This is a genomic window from Rickettsia amblyommatis (assembly GCF_002078335.1).
GTDB classification, from domain to species: domain Bacteria; phylum Pseudomonadota; class Alphaproteobacteria; order Rickettsiales; family Rickettsiaceae; genus Rickettsia; species Rickettsia rickettsii.
The window spans coordinates 581,749-606,360 of record NZ_CP015012.1 but is presented as its reverse complement, the minus strand read 5'-3'; the positions used below and the strand labels follow the sequence as shown (position 1 = coordinate 606,360).

The window sequence follows — 24,612 nt, the reverse complement described above, 5'->3', positions numbered from 1 at the left end:
ATTTATATTAATTTCTTATGTTTATATTTTGGATTTAAAATACTTTCCCCGTTAGTACTTAGCATATATTCATGATAATCTTGATAATTTCCTTCAAACCATGTAGCATTATTTTCTTTATCATATGATATAATATGAGTGGTTATTCTATCTAAAAACCACCTATCATGACTAATCACTAATACACAACCTGCAAAATCTAAAATAGCATCTTCAAGTGCTCTTAACGTATCAATATCTAAATCATTAGACGGCTCATCTAATAATATAACATTTGCTCCTTCTTTTAGTAATTTTGCCAAATGTACTCTGTTACGTTCTCCACCTGAAAGTTGTCCAACTTTTTTTTGTTGATCACCGCCTCTAAAATTAAAAGCTGCACAATAAGCTCTACTTTTAATTATTCTATTACCAAGTTGTAATTCATCTAGACCTTCTGAAATTTCTTCCCATATAGTCTTATTATCATCTAAATGATCCCGTGATTGATCGACATAACCTAATTTTACCGTTTGACCAATTTTAATAGAACCACTATCTGGCATTATTTTACCTGTAATAATATTAAACAAAGTAGACTTACCTGCTCCATTCGGTCCAATAATTCCTACAATAGCTCCACGTGGAACTTTAAAACTAAAATCTGATAATAATATTTTATTATTAAATTTTTTAGCTATATGTTCTGCTTCAATAACAAGATCACCTAAACGAGGTCCGTTAGGTATAATTATTTGAGTAGGATCGGTTTTTTGTTCTTGTTGTTTATTTAATAACTCTTGATATGCTGTAATACGTGCTTTATTTTTTGATTGTCTAGCTTTTGGAGTTTGACGAATCCATTCAAGTTCACGATTCAATTGTTTTTTTCTATCATCGTCTTCTTTACTTTCTAAAGCTATTTTTTTTTGCTTCTGCTCAAGCCAAGAACTATAATTTGATTCCCACGGTATACAATTTCCACGATCTATTTCTAATATCCAGTCTGTAACATTATCTAAAAAATAACGATCATGGGTAATTAATATTACAGTACCTTCATAATGCTTTAAATAATCCTCAAGCCAAGAAACTGATTCTGCATCCAAATGGTTTGTAGGTTCATCAAGTAACAACATATCAGGTTTCTCTAAAAGCAATTTACATAAAGCCACTCTTCTTTTTTCTCCACCGGAAATTTTTATAATATCTGCTTCTTTTGGTGGACAACGTAAAGCAAGCATTGCGATCTCTATTTCACGTTCTAGATTCCATCCATCACAATTGTCTATTTTTTCTTGCAATTCTGCTTGTTTATCAAAAAGCTTTTGCATTTCTTCATCAGTGATTTCAGCAGCAAATTTGTTACTTATATAATTAAATTCATCAATAAGTTTTTTCTTTTCATGAAGACCTTCTATGATATTATCAAAAACATTTTTACTAGCATCAAGATACGGTTCTTGAGATAAATATCCTACTTTTATACCAATTTTAGCTGTTGCTTTACCTTCAAACTCTTTATCAATACCTGCCATTATTTTTAATAAAGTCGACTTGCCTGCTCCATTTGGACCTATTATACCGATTTTAGCTTTTGGTAAAAATGATAAATTTGTTTCTTTTAAAATTCGTTTACCATTTATAATTTTGCTTAAACTAACCATTTCATAAACATATTGACATGACATAAATTACTTATTTCCTTATATTATTATTTTACACCGATATATATATTTACTACTGTATTGTATGAATTTATTGCTCATTGTAATTTCTATCATTGTTTTTCTAGTTTAGATATTTATCTTAAGAAATAAAATGCTGTATATATACTTTAATTTTAGCAGCTTGAGGATTGTGTATACTTTTATACTTATAATTTTTCGTTCAAGCTTATTGATAATTTTTCCATATGCATTTTAATTTAATTTTAATAATATCAAGTCTAATTCTTTCAAATCTTTATAATGAAATATTAATTTTCCGCCTAATGGATAATTTTCTATTGTTATTTTTATACCAAATTTTTCTGATAAAGCTTTTACTAATAATTCTAGATCATTATCCATAGCGTTGTCCTTTAAAAAACGCTTTCCTATTTTGTTATTATTGTTAGGGGATTTTGTATACTCATTTTTATACCATTGTCTTACTAGTTCTTCTGTTTGACGTACATTTAAATCATTATTTATAATATGATCGGCTATTACTTCTGCATGTTCATGATTTATTAAACACCGAGCTTGACCCATACTTAGTATATTTTCATTTACTTTATCTTGAATAGACTGCGGCAAATTATTAAGCCTTAATAAATTAGCTATATGACTACGACTTTTACCAAGCCTTTCAGCTAATTTTTCTGCCGTATAATTAAAATTTTCTATTAAATATTTAAAGCCACGAGCTTCTTCCATCACTGTTAAATCAGTTCTTTGTATGTTCTCAATTAATGCTATTTCCATACTCTCTCTAGCATCTAAATTTTTTATAATTACCGGTATCTCTAAAACTTTTGCTAATTTACATGCACGCCAGCGTCGCTCTCCGGCTATAATTTGGAAATTATTATCAACAATAATAGGCTGTAATAAACCATTATTCAATATGGAATCTGCTAATTCTTTTATTTTATCATATTCAAAGTTTTTTCTAGGCTGATTCTCATTTGGTCTTATTTTATCAATATTTATTATTTGTACTATTTCTGATTCTATAGAAATAACTTCTTCTCCAAGTAATGAAGATAATCCTCTTCCTAGTCCTTTATTTTTCGCCATATCTTTCTAAGATTTCTTTTGTAAGTTCTATATATGCAACTGCTCCCGAACATTTATAATCATATATAATAGCCGGTTTTCCATATGAAGGAGCTTCAGATAGTTTAATATTTCTTGGAATAACGGTTTTAAATACTAATTCTCCTAAGCATTTTCTAACATCATCTTCTACTTGTTCAGTTAAACGATTACGCTTATCATACATTGTAAATAATATACCTGCAATCTTTATCTTAGGATTTAATTTTTTCTCCACAATTTCAATTGTTTTTAACAAATGACTTAATCCTTCTAAAGAATAAAAATCACATTGCATTGGAATCAGTACTTCATCGCTTGCAACTAAAGCGTTTACCGTTAATAAATTTAATGAAGGAGGGCAATCAATAATTATATAATCATATAATATTTTTATTTCTTCCAATAGCTTAATTAAAATATATTCTCGGTCCTTTAATTTTGTTAAGTCTAATTCAGCCGCAGATAAATTAGTGTTTGAAGTAATTATTTCTAAATTTGGTATATCTGTAGAAATTATTGCATCTTTCAATTCTATTAAATTTGTTAATACTTGGTATATAGTATTTTTGCGTTGTTGCTGACTAATTCCAAAACCGGTACTACTATTCCCTTGAGGATCAAGATCTATAACTAAAATTTTTTTATTTACAGCAGCAAAAGCTGTAGCTAAATTTACAGTAGTTGTAGTTTTAGCTACCCCTCCTTTTTGATTAACAATAGCAATTACTTTCATATCATTTTTGTTAAATTACTAACTTCTAGAATTTTCCCTTCTTCACAAGTAATACTTTGATGTATTAAATAACCAAATAACCATCTCTCTTTAGCTTCTACTATTTCAGTTAAATAATTTTTTCCTTTTAATAACAAAAATTTTTCTCGTACTGAAATATTTTTTATGCAATTAAATATTGTATTTAAGTTAGAGAAAGCTCTACAAGTTAATATACTACAATCTATTTCTACTTTTTCTATTCTTTGATTGATTATTTGTATGTTATTATTTGATATCTTTGATGCTTTTTCTAAAAATATACATTTACGTAAATCAGCTTCTATTAAACTTACTTGCGCTACCCCCGCTATAGATAATATTATACCAGGCAAACCGGAACCGCTTCCTATATCAACCAAATGTATTTCTTTATTATCAATATATTGTATTAATTGTAATGAGTCTAATATATGACGTTGCCAAAAATTATGTATAGTATTATCCGATACAAGATTGATTGATTTATTCCATTTTTTAACTAACTTTTGAAAAATTTCTAACTTTTCAATTATTTCACGTGGAACTTCCATCACTATATTTAGTTTTTAAATAAATTATAATAGCCGTAATTGCTGCAGGTGTAATCCCTGGAATTCGACGTGCTACACCAATACTAGTAGGTTTATAGGAAGAAAGTTTTTCCTGTATCTCTAATGATATACTTGCTATTTTAAAATAGTCAATATTTTTAGGTATTAACTGCGCCTCTTCACTTTGAAATAAATTAATATCTGCGTGTTGTCTAGTTAAATATGAAGCATATTTTGCTTCAATGTAGAGTAATTGCAAAATGTTATTATTTTGTGTTTCTTTAAGCATAGGAAAAATTTTAATAGCTTGTTCAACATTAAAATTAGGTATTTTAAATAAGTCTAATACTGTTTTATATGTACCATCCTGTGCAACCTGTATACCCATTTTAGCAAGTTTACTAGTAGTTAAAGACAAGGTATTTAATAATGATTTTATTTTTTCTATATCTTCACATTTTTTTGTGAATATTTTTTTACGTTTTTCTGATACGACTCCAATGTTCATCCCTAATTCCGTTAAACGTAAATCAGCGTTATCTGCTCTTAAAGATAATCTATATTCTGAGCGAGAAGTAAACATACGATAAGGTTCTATAGTACCAAATGTTGTTAAATCGTCAATCATTACTCCAATATAACTGTTTGCTCTTGTTAACATAAACGGTGCTTGATCTTTTACTGCTAAAGCAGCATTTATACCGGCTATTATACCTTGCCCTGCAGCTTCCTCATATCCTGTAGTACCGTTAATTTGCCCGGCAAAATACAATCCAGCTATTTTTTTTGTCTCTAGCGTAACACTTATTTCACGTGGATCAACATAATCATATTCTATAGCATAACCTGGACGTAAAACCTTTACATTTTCTAATCCTGGTATTGTTTTGATTAATTTATGTTGCACATCTTCAGGCAAAGAAGTAGAAATACCGTTTGGATAAATCGTATAATCATCTAACCCTTCAGGTTCTAAAAATATACGATGTTCTGATTTTGTACTAAATCTGACTATTTTATCTTCAATAGAAGGACAATATCGCGGTCCTATTCCTTCTATTTGCCCTGAATACATTGCGGATTTATCAAGATTCTCACGTATAATATCATGAGTTTCTGAGGTTGTTTTTGTGATAAAACAATTTATCTGAGAAACATTAACAATATTTGTTAATTCAGAAAAAGGACTAGGAATTTTATCGCCGGGTTGTAAAATTGTTTTACTATAATCAATAGTACGTCCATCAATTCGAGGCGGTGTACCTGTTTTTAAACGAGCCAGTTTAAAACCTATTTGTTTTAATGTATTTGATAATCCATACGAAGGCTCTTCATCTACTCTACCGGCAGGAATTTTTTTTTGTCCAATATGAATAAGACCTGATAGGAAAGTACCTGTAGTTAATATAATTTTTTGACAAAGAATTTTGCTACCGTTATTTAAAATCACCGCTTCAATTTTAGAAGATTTAATTTCTATATCTTCCACTTTTCCATATAATATATCTAGATTAGGATAATTTGTTAATATTTGATACATCGCTTTTTTATAAAGCTTTCGATCCGCTTGAGCTCTAGGTCCCCAAACTGCTGGTCCTCTAGTCTTATTCAGCATTTTATAATGTATACCGGCTTGGTCTATAACATAACCCATTAACCCATCAAGTGCATCGATTTCTTTAACTAATGTGCCTTTTGCAATTCCACCGATTGCTGGATTGCAAGACATTTCGCCTAAATTTTCTGGTTTTAACGTAACTAAGAGAGTAGGAACTCCAAGACGTGCAGAAGCGGCGGCTGCTTCTACGCCTGCATGTCCACCACCTATAACTATTACATCATATTTTAGCATTAATTATTCTATAATTTCAGATTTATTAAAGAAAAATTCGATTTCTCTTTTCGCACTATTTTCACTATCTGAACCATGAATACTATTAGCCTCAATTGATTCGCCTAAATCTTTTCTAATAGTGCCTGCTTCAGCTTCAGCAGGATTAGTTGCACCCATAACGGTGCGGTTTAAAGTTATAGCATCCTCCCCCTTAAGCACTTGAAGTACTACCGCTCCTGAAGTAATATATTCAACTAAGCTATTAAAAAACGGTCTTGCTCTATGCTCATCATAAAAACATTCAGCTTCATATTTAGTTAAAAATTTCATTTTCTGAGCCACTATTTTTAAACCGGCATTTTCTAAGTAAGTATTAACTTGCCCTATTTTATTCCTTTTGATAGCATCAGGCTTAATCATTGAAAAAGTATATTGTATTGTCATTTTGTAACCTATTTATTATAATTATTAAATTTATTTTTTAGCTGAACGATTCCATATTAAAGCAAATAATCCTCCTCCTAAAAGAGCAGAAATACTGAAAAATGTAAATACCCCATTCCAACCATAATTATCGCTAATCCATCCTACGCCGACTCCCGCAATAGCCGCTCCTAAATAACCAAATAACCCTGATAATCCATTAGCCGTACCGACAGCCTGACGGGTACTAAAATCAGCAGCTGCTATACCTACAAGGAGCTGAGGTCCTGAAACAAAAAAGCCTATTAAAGAAAGAATTACTATACTTAATAATTCACTGTGAATAGGAAGTTTCCAAAACAAGACTAACAATAAGCTAAGCAATACCATACATATGGATGCAACAGGGCCTCGACGACCTTGAAATAGTTTATCAGATAAAACACCTGCTATTAATGCCCCTGGAATACCTATCATTTCATATAAACCGATTTGTAAGCCTGCATTTGCAAGACTTATATTACGTAAATCTTTTAAAAATGTTGGAGCCCAATAAATTACTCCGGAACGTATTATATAAACAAACATATTTGCTAAACAAACATACCATATTAGCTTATTACAAAAGACCATTTTAAGTAATTGCGGAGTTAATAGCTTATCATAATCTCCTATAGCTTCAAGCGGATATTCTTTATATTCCTCTACGGTAGATAAACCTACTTCTTTTGGAGAATTACGAAGCCTATTATATAAAAAAAGCGATACTACACAAGCAACTACACCTGGAACAAAAAAAGCAGCTCTCCAATCAAATTTATCGATTAAATAACCGCAGCTTATCATAGCAAGGGCACCACCTATTTGATTAGAAGTTGCACCCATAGCCCATTTAGTTCCAAGTTCTTTTGAAGCGAACCAGTGAGTAAGCATCTTTGTTGCAGGAGGCCAGCCCATAGATTGAAACCAGTTACTGGCTATCCATAAAATTCCTATAAGCCATAAAGAATCTGAAAAACCTATTAGCATAGTAATGATCCCGACAAATAAAAGACCCAAAACCATAAATATCCGAGCATTAACTTTATCGCTAATAAACCCGTTACAAGCTTTACTAACTCCATACATAATAGATGAAGCAGTTAATATCCAGCCAATTTGTGTTTTAGTAACCCCAAAATATTCTCTTATAGCAGGAGTTGCTATATTAAAATTCTGACGACAAAAATAAAAAGTTGCATAACCTATAATAATAGAATACAAAATCCTTACTCGCCAACTATTATATTTTTTTACATATGGCGATCTTGGAGTTTTAGTTTTAGATCTTGTATTTGTCATATTATAAACTCTCCGACTATAAAAAACAAGCTTCTAAGAGTCAGCAGTAAATAAATTTTCATTAATAATTAAAGAGCTTTTTTGCTACAAATTATAAGATTTTTGAAGGAATATTATTTATATTTCACAAAAATCTTATAATTTGTAGCAAAAAAGCTCTTTAATTATTAATGAAAATTTATTTACTGCTGACTCTTAGACTTGTTTTTTATAATATTAAATTTTAACAAATTCTATTTTTCGGTTTTATTTACCAAAACTTTATACTCTTTATTTAAACCTTTAACGGCATATATCCATAATATTACTATTACAAAGAATATAGAAGCAAAATAAGGAGTTGCCTCTACAAAACCAAATGCAGGAAATAAAATAAAGAATGTAGATTGAATAATAGCACCGCCTGATTTACCAAATCTTCCTCCGATAACTTCAACAGCAGCTTGCCCTTTTACTCGTAAATCCTTATCAAGCGGAATATACGCCATGTTTTTAGTGGCATCAAATAAAGAATATTTTACACCTTTACTTAAAACATTTTGAATCATACCGATCATAACAGCAAGTGCTAAAGGACCTGAAGCAAGAATACCTGTTAAATGCATAGCAATAACACTATCAAAAAAGATAAATGCAAAAAACGCTGCACCGGTAATTAACATCATTAATGGAGTTATCATAGCTGCAGTTAGCCATGATACTTTTCTTAAAATATTACTACCTATAAGCATGAAAGCAATTGCAACCCAACCCTGATAAAATTGGAACTTACCCATATATATGGTATAAGCCTCTTTCGTCGGATATAATTCTTTTACTTTGGATTTCCAAACACCTTCAACTAAATTTACTGAAACACCGTAAGCAATAAGTAACAATGCAATATAACCTACATACTTAGAAGTAAAGATCATTTTAAAACTGTCTATTAATGACATTTTAGCTTTAGCTTTCTTTTCTTTTACTAATGCCGGATCATAAAGTCTAGGATCGGTTAGCACGTTTTTATTCATCCATCTATATGTTAATATTACCAAAAAGCTACTTGTTATCATTATAACAAATAAAGGCACAAATTTTAGATGTTCTGCAACTATTTGAGTTTTTTCATGTAAACAATATCCAATAATTACGGATGTTACAGGCAATGCTAAATTAGCAAGTAAACCAAACATTGAGTAAAAACGTTTAGCTTCATCGGTTTTAGTAATTTGGTTAGCAAATTGCCAAAATAATAAACTAAGCATCATTGTTCCCCAAAGCTCTGCCATAGTATAAAAAGATGCAAAACTCCATTTCCCAACTATTCTTATAAACCATTTGAAATTAGGATAAGCTAAACTCCAAGATTCTATGGTTTCAGGATCAGGATGAACTAAATCAGGGTAGGGGTAAAGAACAAACGCAAATAATGCAAAATACCATAAGAAAAATGAAGTAATAACATAAAACACGTTTTCTTGCTTTAAAATATCACAGAGCTTAACATAAATTACCATAGCGATTACGGCAGAAGGTAGTACTATATATGTTTTTAAGAAACTTATTGCTTCTGCCCCTATATCCGTTACTACAAACCCGTCTTTAATTGAACGAAGCGTTGAGTAGTTTAATAAAATACAGAACATCATAAACGCCATAGGAAGAAACTTCTTATTTTCATATCTTTCTATAGGCCAAATTACCTTTCTTAGTTCCGAGAGATAATTGTCACTTTTGGAAGTACTCATAAATTAAATTTTTTCTATTTATTTTGAAGATAAATATTGTACTAGAATATGTTAGAAAAGTCAAACCTATTGATTTTTTCTCAAAAGAAATTAAATAAAATTATTAACTATAGGATGCGTAAAAGAAATATGACAATTTATTTACTTGATTTTATATCTATAATTTTCTATTTATAAATTATTATAATAAAATATATGTCCAAATTAAAAACAGCTCTATTATTAACTGCTATAATTTTTATAACAGGTTGTAAAAGTAATATGAAAAATGAAAACAATATTTCATTACCGCAATATGTAACTTTGAACATTCAAACCTTAAATTAGTTCAGAGGGTAAAACTATTAGAATAAAGGCAAAAACTTTAAACTTTCCGTTATCTTCAGAAGATTTACGTGATATATCTATTTTAGAAAAGAAATATGATCAAGAAGAAAATTGTGCAGGACTTGCTGCACCACAAATAGGCATATCAAAATGTATAATAATATTTGCAGTACATGAAGATGCAGAGTTAAAAAAATGGCGTCCTAACCTTAAGGATACAATGCCTAAAACTATTTGGATTAACCCCTCATATAAACCGATAGGTATTGATAAACATAAAGATTACTAGGGATGCTTTTCTGTTGAAAATGCTACAGGACCGGTAGCAAGATTCAAGAAAATTCATTATCACGCATATGATATAAATGGAAATCAAATTCAAGGTATCGCAGAAGGATTTTTAGCAAGAGTTATCCAGCATGAAATCGATCATCTAAACGGAAAAGTATTTTTAGATTATGTAGCTCCCAAAAAAATAATGACTAAAGAAGAATATTTAGAAATGCGTAAAAAAGCAATGGAGCAGGAAAATATAAAATCTTAGAGTTCTCTAAATCTCAAATATCATTCTAACTAAAATTTGAGTATGTCATTCTCGCGAAAGCGGGAATCTAGAAAAAAGCGAAATTATCCGAGCTTTTAATATGAAAAATTAAAATTTATATCTTTTAATTACTGAATTCCTGCCTTCGCAAGAAGGACATTGTTCCATGTTAAGGCAACGTAAATTTACTTTATATTATTTGGTATAATACTATTGCATCGGATACAGGACGCACGAGATGCTTGCCTAAAGCTTCATCTTCATCACCTGTTACATTATTTATAATTTTTCCGCCCATGAATAATGTAGAAGAACCGCCACCGTATTACGCACTCCTAAGGCAGTACGAGCATGAGCCAGATCATCTTGCTTTGGATTATCTACAACATTTTTACCGTTTTGAACCAATAAGGGAATACCGGTTACTATTGAATCAGTGTTACTTAAATTTATAAACTTACCGTCTTTATCGATAAATTCCAAATTTAACTTTACAGAATCATTTATATTTACTACCGGCAAACTTGTTTCTTGTGGAAAGGACAATATAAAGCCTTTCTATGGAATTTGATTATCACCATGCTTGCTTATTGCCGTAACAATAAAATTAGACCTATTCTGATCAATTAAAATTTCTTTGTTAGTATACGACGTTAATGTGGTAGACGCCCAAACATCATTATAGAAAGTAATATCTTTTAGGTTTGAAAAATAATTAACTTGATTTGGAATAACAGATTTATCGCCTATTTCTACTAAAATTTTTGCACTAGCCTTGGTAATTTGAATATTGCCCTGATCTATAATTAACAAACTTTTAGTTGTTTTCTAAGACTAAATAGCTTGCCGTCAATCATTAAAGTAAGGCTTGGTCTGCCGTCATCACTACCGGCGATTTCAAAGAATCCGGCATTAATAGCAGCAGCTGCATTAGTGCGGTGTGCCATAACGTTTATTGTTTCTCTGCCTATAACCTGATTATGAGCTTTAACTAGTTTTAACCCAAAATTCTTAGGATCAATAGTTAACACATGAATCACATGCTTATCTTTTTCATAACGATTATATGTTAAACCTTTATATTCCTTTGCGTATATTTTAAAACTGATTATTAAAGCAAGAAATAAGTAAACTAATCTAATTATATTGTTTTACTTTTTTTAACAATAAAATTTAACCATAATGCCTATTTACTTGGAGAGAATCTCTTACTCTTTTCCGTCCATATTTTAACTATTTCAAAAAGTCTGTTAAAATAAGGTTTTATTGTATCTTCATACATATTGTAAAAATCGCGATCATCACGTTGTATATGAACTGTATCCGTAAGAAGCATAAAAAATGCCTTCCGGCTTTAATGCAGCATGAATTTTTTATACACATTGATTGTTTCATTATAGGTACATGAAGGAGAGTTGCTTGAGCCCAAACACCATCAAACGACTCCTTAAAATCGATATCTTGAAAAGTGGAGTGCAGTACATCTATTCCGGTTTCTTTTGTAGCTAATTTAACCATTTCAGTTGAACCGTCAAAAGCAGTAACTTGATATCTTTGACTTAAAAAATATTTTGTATCACGACCAACTCCGCAACCTGCATCTAAAATATGAGCTTGTTCAGGTAAATAGCTAGTAAATGCTTTATAGTTATCAGACAAATCTGTATTGATTGTTCTGCTATAAAACTCTTGAGCGTTATTATTATAATATTGTATATTTTTCATCATTTTATATTTTTCCCAACTATTAGTATATTTATACTCACCAAACAATAAAATACATATAGAAAATACATATAATTTCTATTATATAATAGACTTCTTTTCGAACTCGCTTATAGGGAGGAATTTTGAGGAAACACAGAACGCAGCACCGCAGCGTATAAAAAAGTACGTGAGGATGCGAGTACCGGATTGACGTACAAATTACCCCTAGAAGTAGAGTTCCAAAAGAAGTCTATTGACTATTAGACTTAAAAATGGTCTACTTATCAAGAATAAGGCTTAAGGTTTATATGATAAAAAAAATAATATTTGGAATAGCTATTTTACTTAGTACAAGCTGCTTTGCCAATAGTACAACTTCTGACGGCTCAAAAAAAAAAGATGTAGCAAAAACTAACGATGTTACAACACAAAAAATTATAGATGATTTTTCTGCTTACGCTGGTACTATAAAACCGGAAGTACGGGAGGAAATACAAAAATATAGAGTAGCAATAGTCAAGATTAATAAGAAGAAACGTGAACTATATAACAGCCTTTCCAAAGAGGCTCAAAATTTTTTAGCAGAGCAACAAAAATATAAACAAAAACTATCTATCTCTAAACTACCGGCAGAAAACGACCAAAAGAATAATACTGCTGATTCTAATGATAATAAGAGCAAAGATACAAAATAAATTACTTTGCTTAGCCGTTATTGTGCGGGTCAAAAATCGTCATTGCGAACAGCCGTAGGCTGCTGTGCGGCAATCTCATGAAATAATAACAAACTCCTGAGATTGCTTCGTCAATTGCTACGCAATTTCCTCGCAATGACGGATAAACCTATCCATACAACAACTCCGCTTTTAGCTAGGTATTTCATAAATCTGCTCTACTACACCATCAAGACCCATTAAAAAAGTATAAACTTTTAATTGGGGGAATTTTTCTTTTATTATATCACGGGCCTTATTTAAAATTGCTGCATGTGCTGCCGTTTCTTTTTCCTTGGTATTTAGCTGTTCCTGACCTATAAGTATTTTATAAGCTCCACATTCTCTATGATCAAGCAAAACAATTTGTTTTATGTTATGTAATTCTTGCAAAATCTCAATAGTATCTTCTATTGTTTTTCCCCAATAAGTATATTTGTCGTTAACGAGGGCAAGCGATGCACCGGGCAGTGATACTTTATCAAAATTATCTTCTAATCCTAATTGCTTCATTAATTTATCTGTTTCGTCTATTAATCTAAAATCTACACAACTAATTAAAAGAGTAGAAGCTTCATTTAATCTGTTTAAATGTTCATTACTTACTTCTACCTTTACAACTTTCTTATTGGCAATTATATCATTGTTAGCAGCGTAAAGATTTAAACTAGACACCATAATAAACCCTAAAATTATATATTTTACATGTATCATAAAATTCTCCTATTTAAAAATATTTCTTACAGGCTTTAAAATAAGAATAACCTGTAATGATTGTTAAAAAAGCGGCAATCCATAAAATTATTTCCCCTACTATATCTAAATAAATAATTCCTGAACTTTTTGAGCCTAGTATCAATATCGATAAAGCAAACATTTGTAAAAACGTTTTTACCTTAGCGAGTCGCGATACAGGCACACTAACCTTTACTAGAGCTAAAAATTCCCGAAGACCGCTAACTAAAAATTCTCGTGCTAAAATTAATAAGCAAGGTATCTCATCTACATTATCTTTTTTTAGTAGCATGATAATAACGCAACCTACAAGTAGCTTATCTGCTATAGGGTCAAACATCTTGCCGAAACTTGTAACTAAATTATATTTTCTTGCAATATAACCGTCAAAAAAATCCGTAATACTAGCTAAAGCAAATAATAATGCCCCAAGTTTACGTGCAAGTGAATTATTTATATAAAATACCAGTATAATCACTGGAATTACCATTATTCGAGCAATAGTTAGATAATTAGGTAAATTTTTATCTATTCTCATTAATTAATTAAATTTATTAATATAATATTGTTGAATGATGGATAGAATATTATTCCAAGACCAATATATTAAAAGTCCTACAGGAAAACTACTAAACATAAATAAAAAAATTAGCGGCATAAATTTCATTACTTGAGCTTGCATCGGATCCGCAGGTTCAGGACTCATTTTTTGCTGTAAGAACATAGTAATAGCCATTAAAATAGGCCATGCTCCAATCATTAAAAATGACGGCGGCGAGAACGGTAATAAGCCGAATAAATTAAAAATAGTAGTAGGGTCAGGTGCAGATAAGTCTTTAATCCAGCCGTAAAACGGTGCTTGCCGCATTTCAATAGTTACATACAATACTTTATAGATGGAGAAAAATACCGGAATTTGAACAAGTATAGGTAAACAACCAGCTACCGGATTTACTTTTTCTTTTTTATATAAAGCCATAATTTCTTGATTTAAACGTGCTTTATCATCACTGTATAAATTTTTTATCCTATCGATTTCCGGCTGTAAATTTTTCATTTTTTTCATCGAACGATAAGACTGATTGGCTAAAGTAAACATTAATAGCTTAATTATAACCGTAACAATTAATATACTAACACCGAAATTACCGACATAGCCATAGAAAAAATTCATGGCGTAGAAAACCGGTTTGGTAATTATATAGAACCAGCCGAAATCAATAGCTCTATCAAATAATTTAATATCATATTGCTTTTCATATTTATCAAGCAAGTCTACTTTTTTTGCTCCGGCAAAAATTCTGCTTTTAATTGAAAAATTTTCGCCGGGCTTTATTATTTGTACCGGTGAAATAAAATCTACCTGATATCTTTCAGTCCCTTGCTTAAGAGCATAATTAAAATTCGAGCTGTAATTACTTGATTTATCCGGAATCAAGGAAGATAACCAATATTTATCGGTAATTCCTATCCAGTCAACCTTACTTGCTACAAATTTTTCACTTTTCTTATCTTTAATATCATCATAAGAATATTCTTTAAGATTCTCGTCTATACACCCGATAGGTCCTTGATGTAATATATTCACCGCTTTCTCTACGGCAATATATTTACGATTTATTAAACCGTAAGATTGCACAGGAAGTTCTTTATCACTATTATTAACGATGGTTTGCTCTATAGTAAATAAATAGTTTTCATCGACAGTAATAGTAACTAAAAATTTAACTCCGTCTTCATTAACCCAAAATAAATGAACAGGTTTTTCAGGGCTTAATATTTCACTATCACTATTCCATATAGTATCGTTGTTAGGGAGTTTTACACTAGATAAATTACTAACTAAACTAATTTCAGCAAAATATGCATTTTCTGTATTAGCCGGTGAAAATAATCTCACTTCAGGACTATTTTTAGATAAATCATGTTTATATTTCTTTAATACTAAATCATCAAATCTAAGTCCTTTTAATGAAATAGAACCGGTGAGTGATTCAGATTCTATTTTAATACGCTGTACTTGACTTTCTTCTTGAACAACAATACCAGTTGCAGGTTCGACTAAAGCTTTTAACTGTTGTTTCTTTAAATTTTCTGCTTTCTGCACTGCTATTTGCTGTTGCTGTTTTTTTTTTTCAGGTTTTACAACAAAATACTGCCAACCGAAAATTATACTTAAAGACAGTATAATAGCGGCTATTAAATTAATTATATTATTATTCATTCCTAGGTCTTAAATTTTAATATTTTTAAAGCTTTAAGTTTTAAAGCATTTAGAGACAATAATCAAGTAGTATATATACTTCTTTGCTTTCAAAAGTAGTGAATATCCAAGATGAAAGACGACTTCCATCTTGGATACAAATTTAATTTATTTTTTTATTTTTACTACTTTTCATTTTACTTCGGATATATTTATACCACTCCTACATTCTGAAATATTTTTAATTTAAATTCAGGAAGTATAGAAATGAAATGTCCAGAAATGTTGTCCTGTATATTTTCATAACCTACTAAATTTACTTCTTTAACAAAGATATATATTTCTATAGGCAACCCATTAATCGTAGGTTCAAGCTGTCTTACTAGAAAAGTAAACCCTTCGGTATAAACTGCCGGATTATTTTTTAGATATTCCTGAATATATAATTTGAATAGTTTAATGTTGGTTAAATCTTTCTCTTCTTTATCAAGAGTGATTTTATCTATTACATCCTTTGATATATAAGGAGATTTTTTTAGTGCTTTTAAAATAGTATCATCACAGAAGTTAATAGTTGCCATATTAATATTAAATACTCTCTTTACCCTTCTTGCTCCTGATTCACTAATTCCTCTATAATTAGTTATGTTAGAATTTAAAATGCTGTAAGTAGGAACTGTGGAAATAGATTTGTCAAAATTCCTAATTGTTACTACGGAAATAGTAATTTTTTCAACTGTTCCTTCAATTTCGCCTATACGTACCCAGTCTCCAATATTAATAATTTCTTGAGTAGTTAGTTGTAAGCTTGCAAGTAATCCTAAAACGGTATCTTTGAAAACAAATGTTAAAAGAGCTGCGGCTGCACCTAAGCTTGTTAAGAATGTACTAAGCGAAATATTTAATATATATGAAATAGTTACCATTGCTGCAATAACTATGACAATAATTTTTAATATTTGAAAATATAAGCTAAGCGGTGCATTTTTTGTAATGGCTTTGATTCTGTTGTGATACAGATCTGCAAAAGCATCTATAAGCGTTAATAATAACATCGTCACAGATATACCAGTATATAAGATTACTATAATATCTTTGATTCCCAGTAATACATGTGCTTTAAAAGAAGTATGATGAAAAATATTTCCCCAACATATAAAGTAAAGTGCTAATAAAGTATGTAATAAATAACGAAATATAGGATATTTTTTTATCCTTTCATAATCATCATAATGATGTCTAGTTAAATAATTTTTTACAGGAATAAAAATTAATCTTTTAATTAGAAATATCACCGGTATAAGAGATACTAACATAACAAACAATAATACTAACTCAGTACTTGAGGTATGATATAGATCCATTAAATATTGCATATATTACCTATCATTATTATTATAAATATTAAGTCTTTTTTATTATTACTAAGAATTTTATTTTTATCAATAATTTTAACTCAAAAGAATTTGGTATTGCTAAGCAAATATAGATACTGTCATTGCGAAGCCACGAAGCAGCTGCAGCAACCCATAAAAATAATAAAAAACTGAATTACCTCATCAATTACTTACGTAATTTTCCGTAACTCAGACGTTAAATGAATTATTTATCTATGACATTTCCTAATATCAATCCAATTATTTTCTCTATAGGTCCACTTGCTATCTCTTGGTATTCTCTTTCATATGTAATAGGAATTTTGCTAGGCTGGTTCTATGCAAATAAAATTATAGAAAAATTTAAGCCTCAAATTACCAAAAAAAATCTAGAAGATTTCATTACTTATGCCGTTATAGGCATAATAGTCGGAGGCAGACTAGGGTTTATTTTATTATATAACCCTTCTAGATATTTTTCAAATCCAATAGATATCTTAAAAACTTATGAAGGCGGGATGTCTTTCCATGGCGGAGCTTTAGGGGTGATTATTGCTGCTTATTTGTTTTGCCGAAAATATAAAATTAATTTTTTAAGTCTCACGGATATAATAGCCCCTGTAGTACCTATCGGATTATTTTTAGGTAGAATCGCTAATTTTATTAACGGCGAACTATACGGACGTATTACAAATTCTTCTTTTGGTATGATTTTTCCGAATAGCGATTTGATGCCAAGACATCCTAGTCAATTATATGAAGCTTTTTTTGAAGGTTTAGTATTATTTAGTATCTTAGCATATACAACATTTAAGCACAAAACTCTTAAAAAGTGCGGTTTAAACTCAGGAATATTTTTAACATTTTACGGTCTTTTCCGAATCACTATTGAAATATTTAGAGAACCCGACATACAAATCGGGTTTATTTTAGATAGCTTAACTATGGGACAAATTTTATCTGTACCTATGTTACTTTTAGGAAGTTATTTAATATGTCAATCGAATCCAAAATAAGACAATTAATTGATCAAAACGGTTATATTACTTGCGATGTCCTCATGCAGGAGGTATTAAACTTAAATCCTACTTCCTATTATAAGCAAGTAAAATCATTGGCTAGCGAAGGTGACTTTGTTACGGCTCCTGAAATTTCACAGCTATTCGGTGAAATTATCAGCTTATGGTGTATCAGAGAGTGGCAAAGAATTGGCTGCCCAAAAAGTCTTAGTTTAGTAGAGCTTGGTCCTGGTCGAGGTCTATTAATGCGTGATTTACTACGTACTGCAAAATTAGTACCGGAATTTTATAAAGCTTTATCAATTGAACTAATAGAAATTAATAAAAATTTTATTGCTCATCAAAAGGCTAATTTACAAGATATTAATTTACCGATTAGTCATCAATCATTTGTAGAAGATATACCAAAAAAACCTACTATAATAATAGCTAACGAATTCTTTGATGCTATACCGATAAAGCAATATATTAAAGTCAAGGAATTATGGTATGAAAGAATATTTGTAGTGCAACCGGTAGACGAAAGAATTAAATACGATAAAATAAGCGTTAATAAGCAATTACAAGAATATCTGCTGCGTACTCATATTGAAGCAAAAGACGGGGCAGTACTTGAAGAATCTTATCAATCGATAGAAATTATAAAATTTATAGCGCAGCATCTAAAAAGACTAAGCGGCAGTGGCTTAATAATAGATTACGGCTATGATATAGCTCCGAATGGTAGAACTAGATATCAATATAATCAAACATTACAAGCGGTTAAAAACCATAAATATTGCCCCATCCTTGAAAATCTTGGAGAAGCCGATTTATCGGCACATGTGGATTTTTATGCATTAAAGACGGTAGCTAAAAACAGCAAAATAAACGTAATAGATACAATATCGCAACGAGATTTTTTAATAGAAAACGGAATCTTATTACGCAAACAAACATTGCAAGACAAGCTTAATGATAGACATCTTTCCAAATTCGCTTATAGAGAGGAATGTAAAGGAGACACGAAACGCAGCACCGCAGCGTACACTTTAGTACGTGAGGATGCGAGTATCGAATCGACGTATAAATTACCTCTAGAAGTAGAGTTTGGAAAGATGTCTAAGCAGGCACAAATAATAGAAAGACAGGTAGAAAGACTAATATCACCGAAACAAATGGGAGAATTATTTAAAGTATTACAAATTATGAATTAATTTAGGTTTTGAGTCTTGATTATAAATGGACAACTTAAGTCCCCTTCTTCACATTTCAGCATGGCTTCAAATTCTTTTATACGCTCTTCGGTTTTTCCTGTAAGACACATAAGCAGTATCATTGGATATACGGAACCGCCATAAACCCCAAAACTTCGAAATTCATAATCAGCATCTCGGTACTTAATCCATAAATTTTGGGATTTTTTAAGTAAATTAACTTATTCTTATTTGTCTGAAATATGTTTTAATATTTCTTGGTATATTTAATTTAGTTTCTTATCAACTTTCCTATATTCTGCAGCGACACAATAAAATTCATGTCACCTTGTGTCATGGTATTATTACAATCAACAGAAAATAATTGCTTTTTTCATTATTTTATCATTTTTAAAAGTAATTAATTAAGAATCACACACCGTGACGTTCTGCAATTAAACTTTTTATTTTACCGATAGCTTTAGCAGGATTTAAGCCTTTCGGGCAGGTCTTAGTACAGTTCATAATCGTATGGCAACGGTAAAGCTTAAATGGGTCTTCTAAAGCTTCAAGACGTTCACCGGTATTATCATCCCTTGAATCGGCAATCCATCTATATGCTTGTAATAAAATCGCAGGACCCAAATATTTATCACCGTTCCACCAATAGCTAGGACAAAAAGTAGAACAACAAGCACATAATATACACTCATATAAACCGTCAAGCTTTTCTCGGTCTTTAATCGACTGTAATCTTTCAGAGTTTGAAGGGGTAGGGCTATCGGTTTTGAGCCAAGGTTCTATAGATTCGTATTGTGCATAAAAATGCGACATATCAGGTACTAAATCTTTCACTACTTTCATATGAGGAAGCGGATAGATTTTGATATCGCCTGATATATCTTCTATTGGTTTTATGCATGCTAAAGTATTTGTACAGTCAATATTCATTGCACAACTACCGCAAATTCCTTCCCGACAAGAACGCCTAAAAGTTAAAGTAGAATCGATTTCGTTTTTGATTTTAATTAAAGCATCTAAAACCATCGGTCCGGTTTTGCTTAAATCTATCTCAAAACTATCGATAGTAGGATTCTCATCAAGATCAGGGTCATACCTATAAATTTTTATCTTTCTAGGTTTAAGCATTTCCTCGTGTTCTTTATACTCTCTACCTTTTTTTACTACTGAATTTGGCGGTAACCTTAACTCTGCCATTTAAGTACTCTCTTAAAATTTGTTTTTAGAACTATACAAAATAATCAGCTAATTCACAATCTTTCATACCTGTTACGTGGATGACATTAATGTCTCTAGGTTGCCATGCTACTTACAGTTACTCACAAGGTATTGCCAGCGTGGATACCGATGTCATTCCCGCTTCTACGGGAATGACATCACAAGAGCATTTACTGGTCCATGCAACAATGCCTACTCACAATGACGATATTTATAGCTAGCAATCCATATACGAAGATCAACTTCAAAAAGAGCCAGGAGTTCACAAGACGAGGAACGCAGCGTATACTTAATACGTGAGTACCGCAATACTTGTAGAACGACGTAGCCAATTTTTGAAGTTGATCGAGTATATTCCATACTCAAGACCCTTTATTTCCAAGGCTTTTCTAAAACCACCGATACCACAAAATAAATCTATAAATTTATACATAAATTATACTACTAAACTTAGGAAGCGGAATTTTCTTTTTTAGCTTTAGTTGTTTTTGTTTTCTCAGGTGATTTTTCTTTATCTATTTTTATAGTAGATGAACCATTAAAAGGAAATTTATTCTCCTCTTCTGAATCTAAAGCTCTACCGCTAAGTAAATTTTTAATTTGCTGACCGGACAATGTCTCATATTCAATTAAAGCATTTGCTAAGGTATGAAGTTGATCTATATGTTTTGTTAAAATATCTTTTGCAAATTCATATCCTTGCGTAATAATTCTTTTAACTTCAGCATCAATTAACTCTGCAGTAGCTTCCGAGGTTTCATTATTAGGTTGTCTACCATACATATCGTCACCACTTGAACCGTGAAATATCGGTCCTATTAAATCACTTAAACCTGCTTTTGTAACCATCGCTCTTGCAATATTAGTTGCACCCTTTATATCCGACGAAGCTCCTGAGGTAACTTTATTTCTACCGAAAATAATTTCCTCCGCTACTCTTCCTGCCATATAAACTGCTATAGATGATTCCATCTGTTCACGATTCTGAGAATATTCATCAGTTTCAGGAAGTCTTTGCACCATCCCAAGAGCATTACCACGTGGTATAATCGTAGCCTTATGAATAGGTGATGCTGCAGGACAATAAAGTCCTACTAATGCATGTCCGCCTTCATGATATGCAGTCAACCTTTTTTCTTTCTCCGACATTGCAATAGAGCGACGTGCAACTCCCATCAGCACCTTATCTTTTGCCTCTTCCATGTCGTGCATATCTACTTCTTTCTTACCAAGCCTTGCAGCAATAAGAGCAGCTTCATTAACTAGGTTAGCAAGTTCAGCACCGGAAAAGCCCGGGGTGCCGCGAGCAATAATTCGTGCTAGTACCGTACTATTATATTTAATTTTCTTTAAATGTACTTTTAGAATTTGCTCACGACCGTTTATATCAGGGTTTGCAACGGCAATTTGACGATCAAACCTACCGGGACGCAGTAATGCACGATCAAGAACGTCAGGACGGTTTGTAGCTGCAATGATCACAACTCCCTCGTTTGCTTCAAATCCATCCATTTCGACTAACATTTGGTTTAAGGTTTGCTCACGTTCATCATTGCCACCACCCATACCGATACCTCTATGGCGACCTACCGCATCAATCTCATCGATAAAGATAATACAAGGAGCATTACGTTTACCCTGTTCAAACATGTCACGCACACGGCTTGCACCAACACCTACAAACATTTCAACAAAATCAGAGCCGGATATGCTAAAAAACGGAACATTAGCCTCACCTGCAATTGCTTTAGCAAGAAGTGTTTTACCGGTTCCGGGAGGACCTATAAGTAAGCAGCCTTTCGGTATTTTACCGCCAAGCTTTTGGAACTTGCTTGGATCTCTTAAAAAATCTACTATTTCAGTTAATTCTTCTTTTGCTTCATCGATACCTGCTACATCTTTAAAGGTAATTTTTGGTCCTTTATCTGATAGCAACCTCGCTTTAGATTTTCCAAACCCCATGGCTTTCCCGCCTCCATGCATTTGACGCATGAAAAAAACCCAAACACCTATCAATAAAAGCATAGGAAACCAAGAAATTAAAAAGCTTAAAAAGGTATTCATTCTTGTTTCAAGAGGTACTACTTCAATATTAACGTCATTGCTAGTAAGACGATTTACTAAATCAGGATAATCAGGAGCATAAGTGTGAAAAGTAGAGCCGTCATTTGAATTGCCTTCAATTACTCTACCCTGAATTTTTACCGAATTAACGGTCTTTTCATCAACTCGTGTTAAAAAATCCGAGAAAGTTATATTATTTCTTCTGCCAAGTAAACCGTCAGATTGGAACACATTAAAAATTAATATTACAAAAACAAAAAGTGCTGCCCAAGCTAAAATACTTCTACCTTGATTATTCATCGATATAAAACCTAATAAAAATTTTTATTGGTATAAGAGGTCTGTAAATAAATTTTAATTAGTAGTTAAAATTTATTTACAGACCTCTTAAATACCGGTGTTAACAAAAATGGGTGAAACGAGATACAAAATTTGGAGCAAAAGATACTTCAAAGTTCCACATGTCGTTATCATAATATGATATATGTGGTATTGCTATAACTTTTTCAAGTATTTTAATGATAGGTAAGGTCAATAAAACTGCATTGTGGTTTTTGCAGGATAGATTTTTCAAAGGTTCTAAATCTAATTGTTTCTTTATTATTTTATAATCTTCTAACGATAGATGAGTTACAAAACAATTTGGAGTTTCTTGATTTTTTGTGATACAAAATCTATTATCCCAAATAACGGATTTATCTAGTAATATTTTACTCTCAGGTAATTTTTTGCCGAATTCCCTGTATATAAGTAACTCGTTTTGTATACGCTTAATTATACAGCCATGAAGTGTATTCTTAAAGTTTACGTCTTGAGTAATTAATTTCAAAATAGGTTCTACCGAATAAAAACGAGCTACTCTAGATTGTCCACTAATTATTATCAGTAAAAAATTAATTATTTGTACTTTCACCTCATTTGAAAACTTATCAAATTTAACTAAATCAAGAAAAGCAAAGCCATATTCAAAAATCTTGACCGCTTCAGCTATCGCCGATATTAATTTAGGCTTAAACTCGTTTTCTATAAGTTTGTTGGTTTTAAGTTGTTGTGAGATTATTGCGGCTTTAGACATTTTTCCAAACTTCGCTTCTAGAGGTAATTTAGACGCCGTTCCGGTACTCACATCCTCACGTGACATTGTTGCGTGGATTAATTTTACCTCTGTCATCCCATGGCTTAACCACGGGATCCAGTTAAAAATACTAAAATTATTAGTACTTTTTATTGTTTTTATGGACCCCGTGGTCAAGCCACGGGGTGACACAGTGAGTTTTACCGGTCCACGCAACAATGCCTCCTCACCTACGCTTGTGTACGCTGCGGTGCTGCGTTCCGTGTCTCCTTTAAATTCCTCTCTATAAGCTGGTTTGGAAAGATGTCTAATATAATCTGCGCTTTTAGCTAATTTTTGCCTAATAACATTTCGTCTATATTTATCAGATGAATTTGACTCATCTTCAAACCATTCTATATTATGACTGACTAAATATTCTACTAATTCACTTTTTGGAATATTATATAGCGGTCTAATTATTTGTATATTATTATACCAATTGATATTACTGCTACTAAGTCCAAATATACCGCTATTACGCTCTAATCTTAAACAAAAATTTTCTACGTAATCATCTTCATGGTGAGCAGTTAAAAGTACTAATATATCGAGTTCTAGACATAGATTTGTCATCAAATCATAGCGTCCTTCTCTTGCTCTTGCTTGTAAATTGGAAAAATTATTTTGATGGTCAAAAGATAAACTATAATGCTTGCGATTTAGACTATTACTGATATTTTGGATATAATGGGTCTCTTGCTTCGACTGTTCCCGTAAGTTATGATCAACCGATATAACAAATAATTCTATATTATTTTTTTCTGCCCAAATATTAGCAAGATAAAGAAGTGCTACCGAATCGCTCCCACCAGATACTGCAATCGATATTTTAGATAAGCCAAAATTACCTATTAGATTATTGATATTATACTCAAATTTTTCATATAGCATGGTTGAAAAATGTTAGTATTTAAAGTGTTTGGATATTGTGGTCAAAACGTAGTAGTATGTCATTTCCGCATAGGAGGGACGTTGTT

The 24,612-nt window shown here is 31.3% G+C and carries 22 protein-coding genes and 3 pseudogenes; 5 read left to right on the top strand and 20 right to left on the bottom strand.

Features of this window, described 5'->3' with window-relative positions; all coding sequences use genetic code 11:
* Window positions 1-2: 2 nt before the first annotated feature.
* From ettA to tlc1, 8 genes are all read right to left on the bottom strand, one after another.
* Window positions 3-1,670 carry an energy-dependent translational throttle protein EttA gene (gene ettA / locus A3305_RS03485; RefSeq protein WP_045799377.1) on the bottom strand — a complete coding sequence of 556 codons (1,668 nt, stop codon included), beginning with the start codon at window positions 1,668-1,670 and terminating at the stop codon, window positions 3-5.
* A gap of 231 nt (window positions 1,671-1,901) precedes the next feature.
* Entirely contained in the window at window positions 1,902-2,762 is an 861-nt protein-coding gene (locus tag A3305_RS03480; protein WP_014391771.1) for a ParB/RepB/Spo0J family partition protein, read from the bottom strand.
* On the bottom strand, window positions 2,749-3,516 hold the full coding sequence (locus tag A3305_RS03475) for a ParA family protein (protein WP_014391770.1): 768 nt from the start codon (window positions 3,514-3,516) through the stop codon (window positions 2,749-2,751). Before A3305_RS03475 ends, A3305_RS03480 begins: the two co-directional genes overlap by 14 nt.
* Window positions 3,513-4,091 carry a 16S rRNA (guanine(527)-N(7))-methyltransferase RsmG gene (rsmG, locus tag A3305_RS03470; RefSeq protein WP_014391769.1) on the bottom strand — a complete coding sequence of 193 codons (579 nt, stop codon included), beginning with the start codon at window positions 4,089-4,091 and terminating at the stop codon, window positions 3,513-3,515. Before rsmG ends, A3305_RS03475 begins: the two co-directional genes overlap by 4 nt.
* Window positions 4,072-5,940, bottom strand: a complete 1,869-nt coding sequence (gene mnmG, locus A3305_RS03465; RefSeq protein ID WP_014391768.1) for a tRNA uridine-5-carboxymethylaminomethyl(34) synthesis enzyme MnmG — start codon at window positions 5,938-5,940, stop codon at window positions 4,072-4,074. The genes rsmG and mnmG overlap by 20 nt, the downstream gene beginning before the upstream one ends.
* 3 nt (window positions 5,941-5,943) lie before the next feature.
* Entirely contained in the window at window positions 5,944-6,366 is a 423-nt protein-coding gene (ndk, locus tag A3305_RS03460) for a nucleoside-diphosphate kinase (protein ID WP_010420526.1), read from the bottom strand.
* 30 nt (window positions 6,367-6,396) lie between these two features.
* A complete protein-coding gene (locus A3305_RS03455; protein WP_014391767.1) occupies window positions 6,397-7,686 on the bottom strand; it encodes an MFS transporter in 1,290 nt (429 codons plus the stop codon).
* 233 nt (window positions 7,687-7,919) lie between these two features.
* Window positions 7,920-9,416 (bottom strand): ATP/ADP exchange transporter Tlc1, encoded by a 1,497-nt coding sequence (gene tlc1 / locus A3305_RS03450; protein WP_045799376.1) that lies wholly within the window; start codon window positions 9,414-9,416, stop codon window positions 7,920-7,922.
* 195 nt (window positions 9,417-9,611) lie between these two features.
* Here tlc1 and A3305_RS03445 point away from each other — a divergent pair.
* Window positions 9,612-10,287 (top strand): annotated as a pseudogene (locus A3305_RS03445) (peptide deformylase).
* Between the two features lie 279 nt (window positions 10,288-10,566).
* Here the strand turns inward: A3305_RS03445 and A3305_RS03440 are convergent.
* The 4 genes from A3305_RS03440 to A3305_RS03430 form a co-directional block, all read right to left on the bottom strand.
* Window positions 10,567-10,833: a phosphodiester glycosidase family protein gene (locus A3305_RS03440; protein WP_226983994.1), complete on the bottom strand. Its 267-nt coding sequence runs from the start codon at window positions 10,831-10,833 to the stop codon at window positions 10,567-10,569.
* Between the two features lie 12 nt (window positions 10,834-10,845).
* Entirely contained in the window at window positions 10,846-11,100 is a 255-nt protein-coding gene (locus A3305_RS10355; protein ID WP_226983993.1) for a hypothetical protein, read from the bottom strand.
* Complete coding sequence (locus tag A3305_RS10350) at window positions 11,094-11,318, bottom strand: hypothetical protein (RefSeq protein ID WP_226983992.1); 225 nt, start codon at window positions 11,316-11,318, stop codon at window positions 11,094-11,096. The genes A3305_RS10355 and A3305_RS10350 overlap by 7 nt, the downstream gene beginning before the upstream one ends.
* A 232-nt stretch (window positions 11,319-11,550) precedes the next feature.
* The gene (locus tag A3305_RS03430; protein ID WP_226983991.1) at window positions 11,551-12,015 is read right to left on the bottom strand and encodes a class I SAM-dependent methyltransferase; all 465 of its coding nucleotides are present in this window, start codon (window positions 12,013-12,015) and stop codon (window positions 11,551-11,553) included.
* An 87-nt stretch (window positions 12,016-12,102) separates the two neighbouring features.
* Here A3305_RS03430 and A3305_RS03425 point away from each other — a divergent pair.
* A pseudogene (locus A3305_RS03425) lies at window positions 12,103-12,252 on the top strand (palindromic element RPE1 domain-containing protein); the annotation flags it as partial.
* 50 nt (window positions 12,253-12,302) lie between these two features.
* Window positions 12,303-12,689, top strand: a complete 387-nt coding sequence (locus tag A3305_RS03420) for a hypothetical protein (RefSeq protein ID WP_014391763.1) — start codon at window positions 12,303-12,305, stop codon at window positions 12,687-12,689.
* A 171-nt stretch (window positions 12,690-12,860) separates the two neighbouring features.
* On the opposite strand, the gene A3305_RS03415 is transcribed toward A3305_RS03420, so the two are convergent.
* The 4 genes from A3305_RS03415 to A3305_RS03400 form a co-directional block, all read right to left on the bottom strand.
* Window positions 12,861-13,421 carry a carbonic anhydrase gene (locus A3305_RS03415; RefSeq protein ID WP_041860478.1) on the bottom strand — a complete coding sequence of 187 codons (561 nt, stop codon included), beginning with the start codon at window positions 13,419-13,421 and terminating at the stop codon, window positions 12,861-12,863.
* Window positions 13,422-13,434: 13 nt separating this feature from the next.
* Window positions 13,435-13,980: a CDP-diacylglycerol--glycerol-3-phosphate 3-phosphatidyltransferase gene (gene pgsA / locus A3305_RS03410; RefSeq protein ID WP_014391762.1), complete on the bottom strand. Its 546-nt coding sequence runs from the start codon at window positions 13,978-13,980 to the stop codon at window positions 13,435-13,437.
* A gap of 3 nt (window positions 13,981-13,983) precedes the next feature.
* Complete coding sequence (yidC, locus tag A3305_RS03405) at window positions 13,984-15,666, bottom strand: membrane protein insertase YidC (RefSeq protein ID WP_014391761.1); 1,683 nt, start codon at window positions 15,664-15,666, stop codon at window positions 13,984-13,986.
* A 191-nt stretch (window positions 15,667-15,857) separates the two neighbouring features.
* Window positions 15,858-17,021: a mechanosensitive ion channel family protein gene (locus A3305_RS03400; RefSeq protein WP_014391760.1), complete on the bottom strand. Its 1,164-nt coding sequence runs from the start codon at window positions 17,019-17,021 to the stop codon at window positions 15,858-15,860.
* 236 nt (window positions 17,022-17,257) lie between these two features.
* Here A3305_RS03400 and lgt point away from each other — a divergent pair, with 236 nt between their 5' ends.
* Both lgt and A3305_RS03385 read left to right on the top strand, forming a co-directional pair.
* Window positions 17,258-18,037, top strand: a complete 780-nt coding sequence (lgt, locus tag A3305_RS03390) for a prolipoprotein diacylglyceryl transferase (RefSeq protein ID WP_014391759.1) — start codon at window positions 17,258-17,260, stop codon at window positions 18,035-18,037.
* Entirely contained in the window at window positions 18,016-19,236 is a 1,221-nt protein-coding gene (locus A3305_RS03385; RefSeq protein WP_014391758.1) for a class I SAM-dependent methyltransferase, read from the top strand. The genes lgt and A3305_RS03385 overlap by 22 nt, the downstream gene beginning before the upstream one ends.
* Here the strand turns inward: A3305_RS03385 and A3305_RS11485 are convergent.
* The 4 genes and pseudogenes from A3305_RS11485 to tilS form a co-directional block, all read right to left on the bottom strand.
* Window positions 19,233-19,573 (bottom strand): annotated as a pseudogene (locus tag A3305_RS11485) (lysozyme inhibitor LprI family protein). The gene A3305_RS03385 and the pseudogene A3305_RS11485 sit on opposite strands and share 4 nt — an antisense overlap.
* Before the next feature lie 74 nt (window positions 19,574-19,647).
* Window positions 19,648-20,433 (bottom strand): succinate dehydrogenase iron-sulfur subunit, encoded by a 786-nt coding sequence (locus A3305_RS03375; RefSeq protein WP_014391756.1) that lies wholly within the window; start codon window positions 20,431-20,433, stop codon window positions 19,648-19,650.
* A 471-nt stretch (window positions 20,434-20,904) separates the two neighbouring features.
* Window positions 20,905-22,818, bottom strand: coding sequence for an ATP-dependent zinc metalloprotease FtsH (gene ftsH, locus A3305_RS03365; RefSeq protein ID WP_014391755.1), 1,914 nt, complete (start codon window positions 22,816-22,818; stop codon window positions 20,905-20,907).
* Between the two features lie 100 nt (window positions 22,819-22,918).
* Window positions 22,919-24,526, bottom strand: coding sequence for a tRNA lysidine(34) synthetase TilS (tilS, locus tag A3305_RS03360; RefSeq protein ID WP_014391754.1), 1,608 nt, complete (start codon window positions 24,524-24,526; stop codon window positions 22,919-22,921).
* Window positions 24,527-24,612: the final 86 nt, after the last annotated feature.

What these genes read in the sequence shown, in the direction of transcription:
- ettA (WP_045799377.1), bottom strand. Translation starts at nt 1,670, where the DNA reads ATGTCATGTCAATATGTTTATGAAATGGTTAGTTTAAGCAAAATTATA.
- A3305_RS03480 (WP_014391771.1), bottom strand. Translation starts at nt 2,762, where the DNA reads ATGGCGAAAAATAAAGGACTAGGAAGAGGATTATCTTCATTACTTGGA.
- A3305_RS03475 (WP_014391770.1), bottom strand. Translation starts at nt 3,516, where the DNA reads ATGAAAGTAATTGCTATTGTTAATCAAAAAGGAGGGGTAGCTAAAACT.
- mnmG (WP_014391768.1), bottom strand. Translation starts at nt 5,940, where the DNA reads ATGCTAAAATATGATGTAATAGTTATAGGTGGTGGACATGCAGGCGTA.
- ndk (WP_010420526.1), bottom strand. Translation starts at nt 6,366, where the DNA reads ATGACAATACAATATACTTTTTCAATGATTAAGCCTGATGCTATCAAA.
- A3305_RS03455 (WP_014391767.1), bottom strand. Translation starts at nt 7,686, where the DNA reads ATGACAAATACAAGATCTAAAACTAAAACTCCAAGATCGCCATATGTA.
- tlc1 (WP_045799376.1), bottom strand. Translation starts at nt 9,416, where the DNA reads ATGAGTACTTCCAAAAGTGACAATTATCTCTCGGAACTAAGAAAGGTA.
- A3305_RS03430 (WP_226983991.1), bottom strand. Translation starts at nt 12,015, where the DNA reads ATGATGAAAAATATACAATATTATAATAATAACGCTCAAGAGTTTTAT.
- A3305_RS03420 (WP_014391763.1), top strand. Translation starts at nt 12,303, where the DNA reads ATGATAAAAAAAATAATATTTGGAATAGCTATTTTACTTAGTACAAGC.
- A3305_RS03415 (WP_041860478.1), bottom strand. Translation starts at nt 13,421, where the DNA reads ATGATACATGTAAAATATATAATTTTAGGGTTTATTATGGTGTCTAGT.
- pgsA (WP_014391762.1), bottom strand. Translation starts at nt 13,980, where the DNA reads ATGAGAATAGATAAAAATTTACCTAATTATCTAACTATTGCTCGAATA.
- yidC (WP_014391761.1), bottom strand. Translation starts at nt 15,666, where the DNA reads ATGAATAATAATATAATTAATTTAATAGCCGCTATTATACTGTCTTTA.
- A3305_RS03400 (WP_014391760.1), bottom strand. Translation starts at nt 17,021, where the DNA reads ATGCAATATTTAATGGATCTATATCATACCTCAAGTACTGAGTTAGTA.
- lgt (WP_014391759.1), top strand. Translation starts at nt 17,258, where the DNA reads ATGACATTTCCTAATATCAATCCAATTATTTTCTCTATAGGTCCACTT.
- A3305_RS03385 (WP_014391758.1), top strand. Translation starts at nt 18,016, where the DNA reads ATGTCAATCGAATCCAAAATAAGACAATTAATTGATCAAAACGGTTAT.
- A3305_RS03375 (WP_014391756.1), bottom strand. Translation starts at nt 20,433, where the DNA reads ATGGCAGAGTTAAGGTTACCGCCAAATTCAGTAGTAAAAAAAGGTAGA.
- ftsH (WP_014391755.1), bottom strand. Translation starts at nt 22,818, where the DNA reads ATGAATAATCAAGGTAGAAGTATTTTAGCTTGGGCAGCACTTTTTGTT.
- tilS (WP_014391754.1), bottom strand. Translation starts at nt 24,526, where the DNA reads ATGCTATATGAAAAATTTGAGTATAATATCAATAATCTAATAGGTAAT.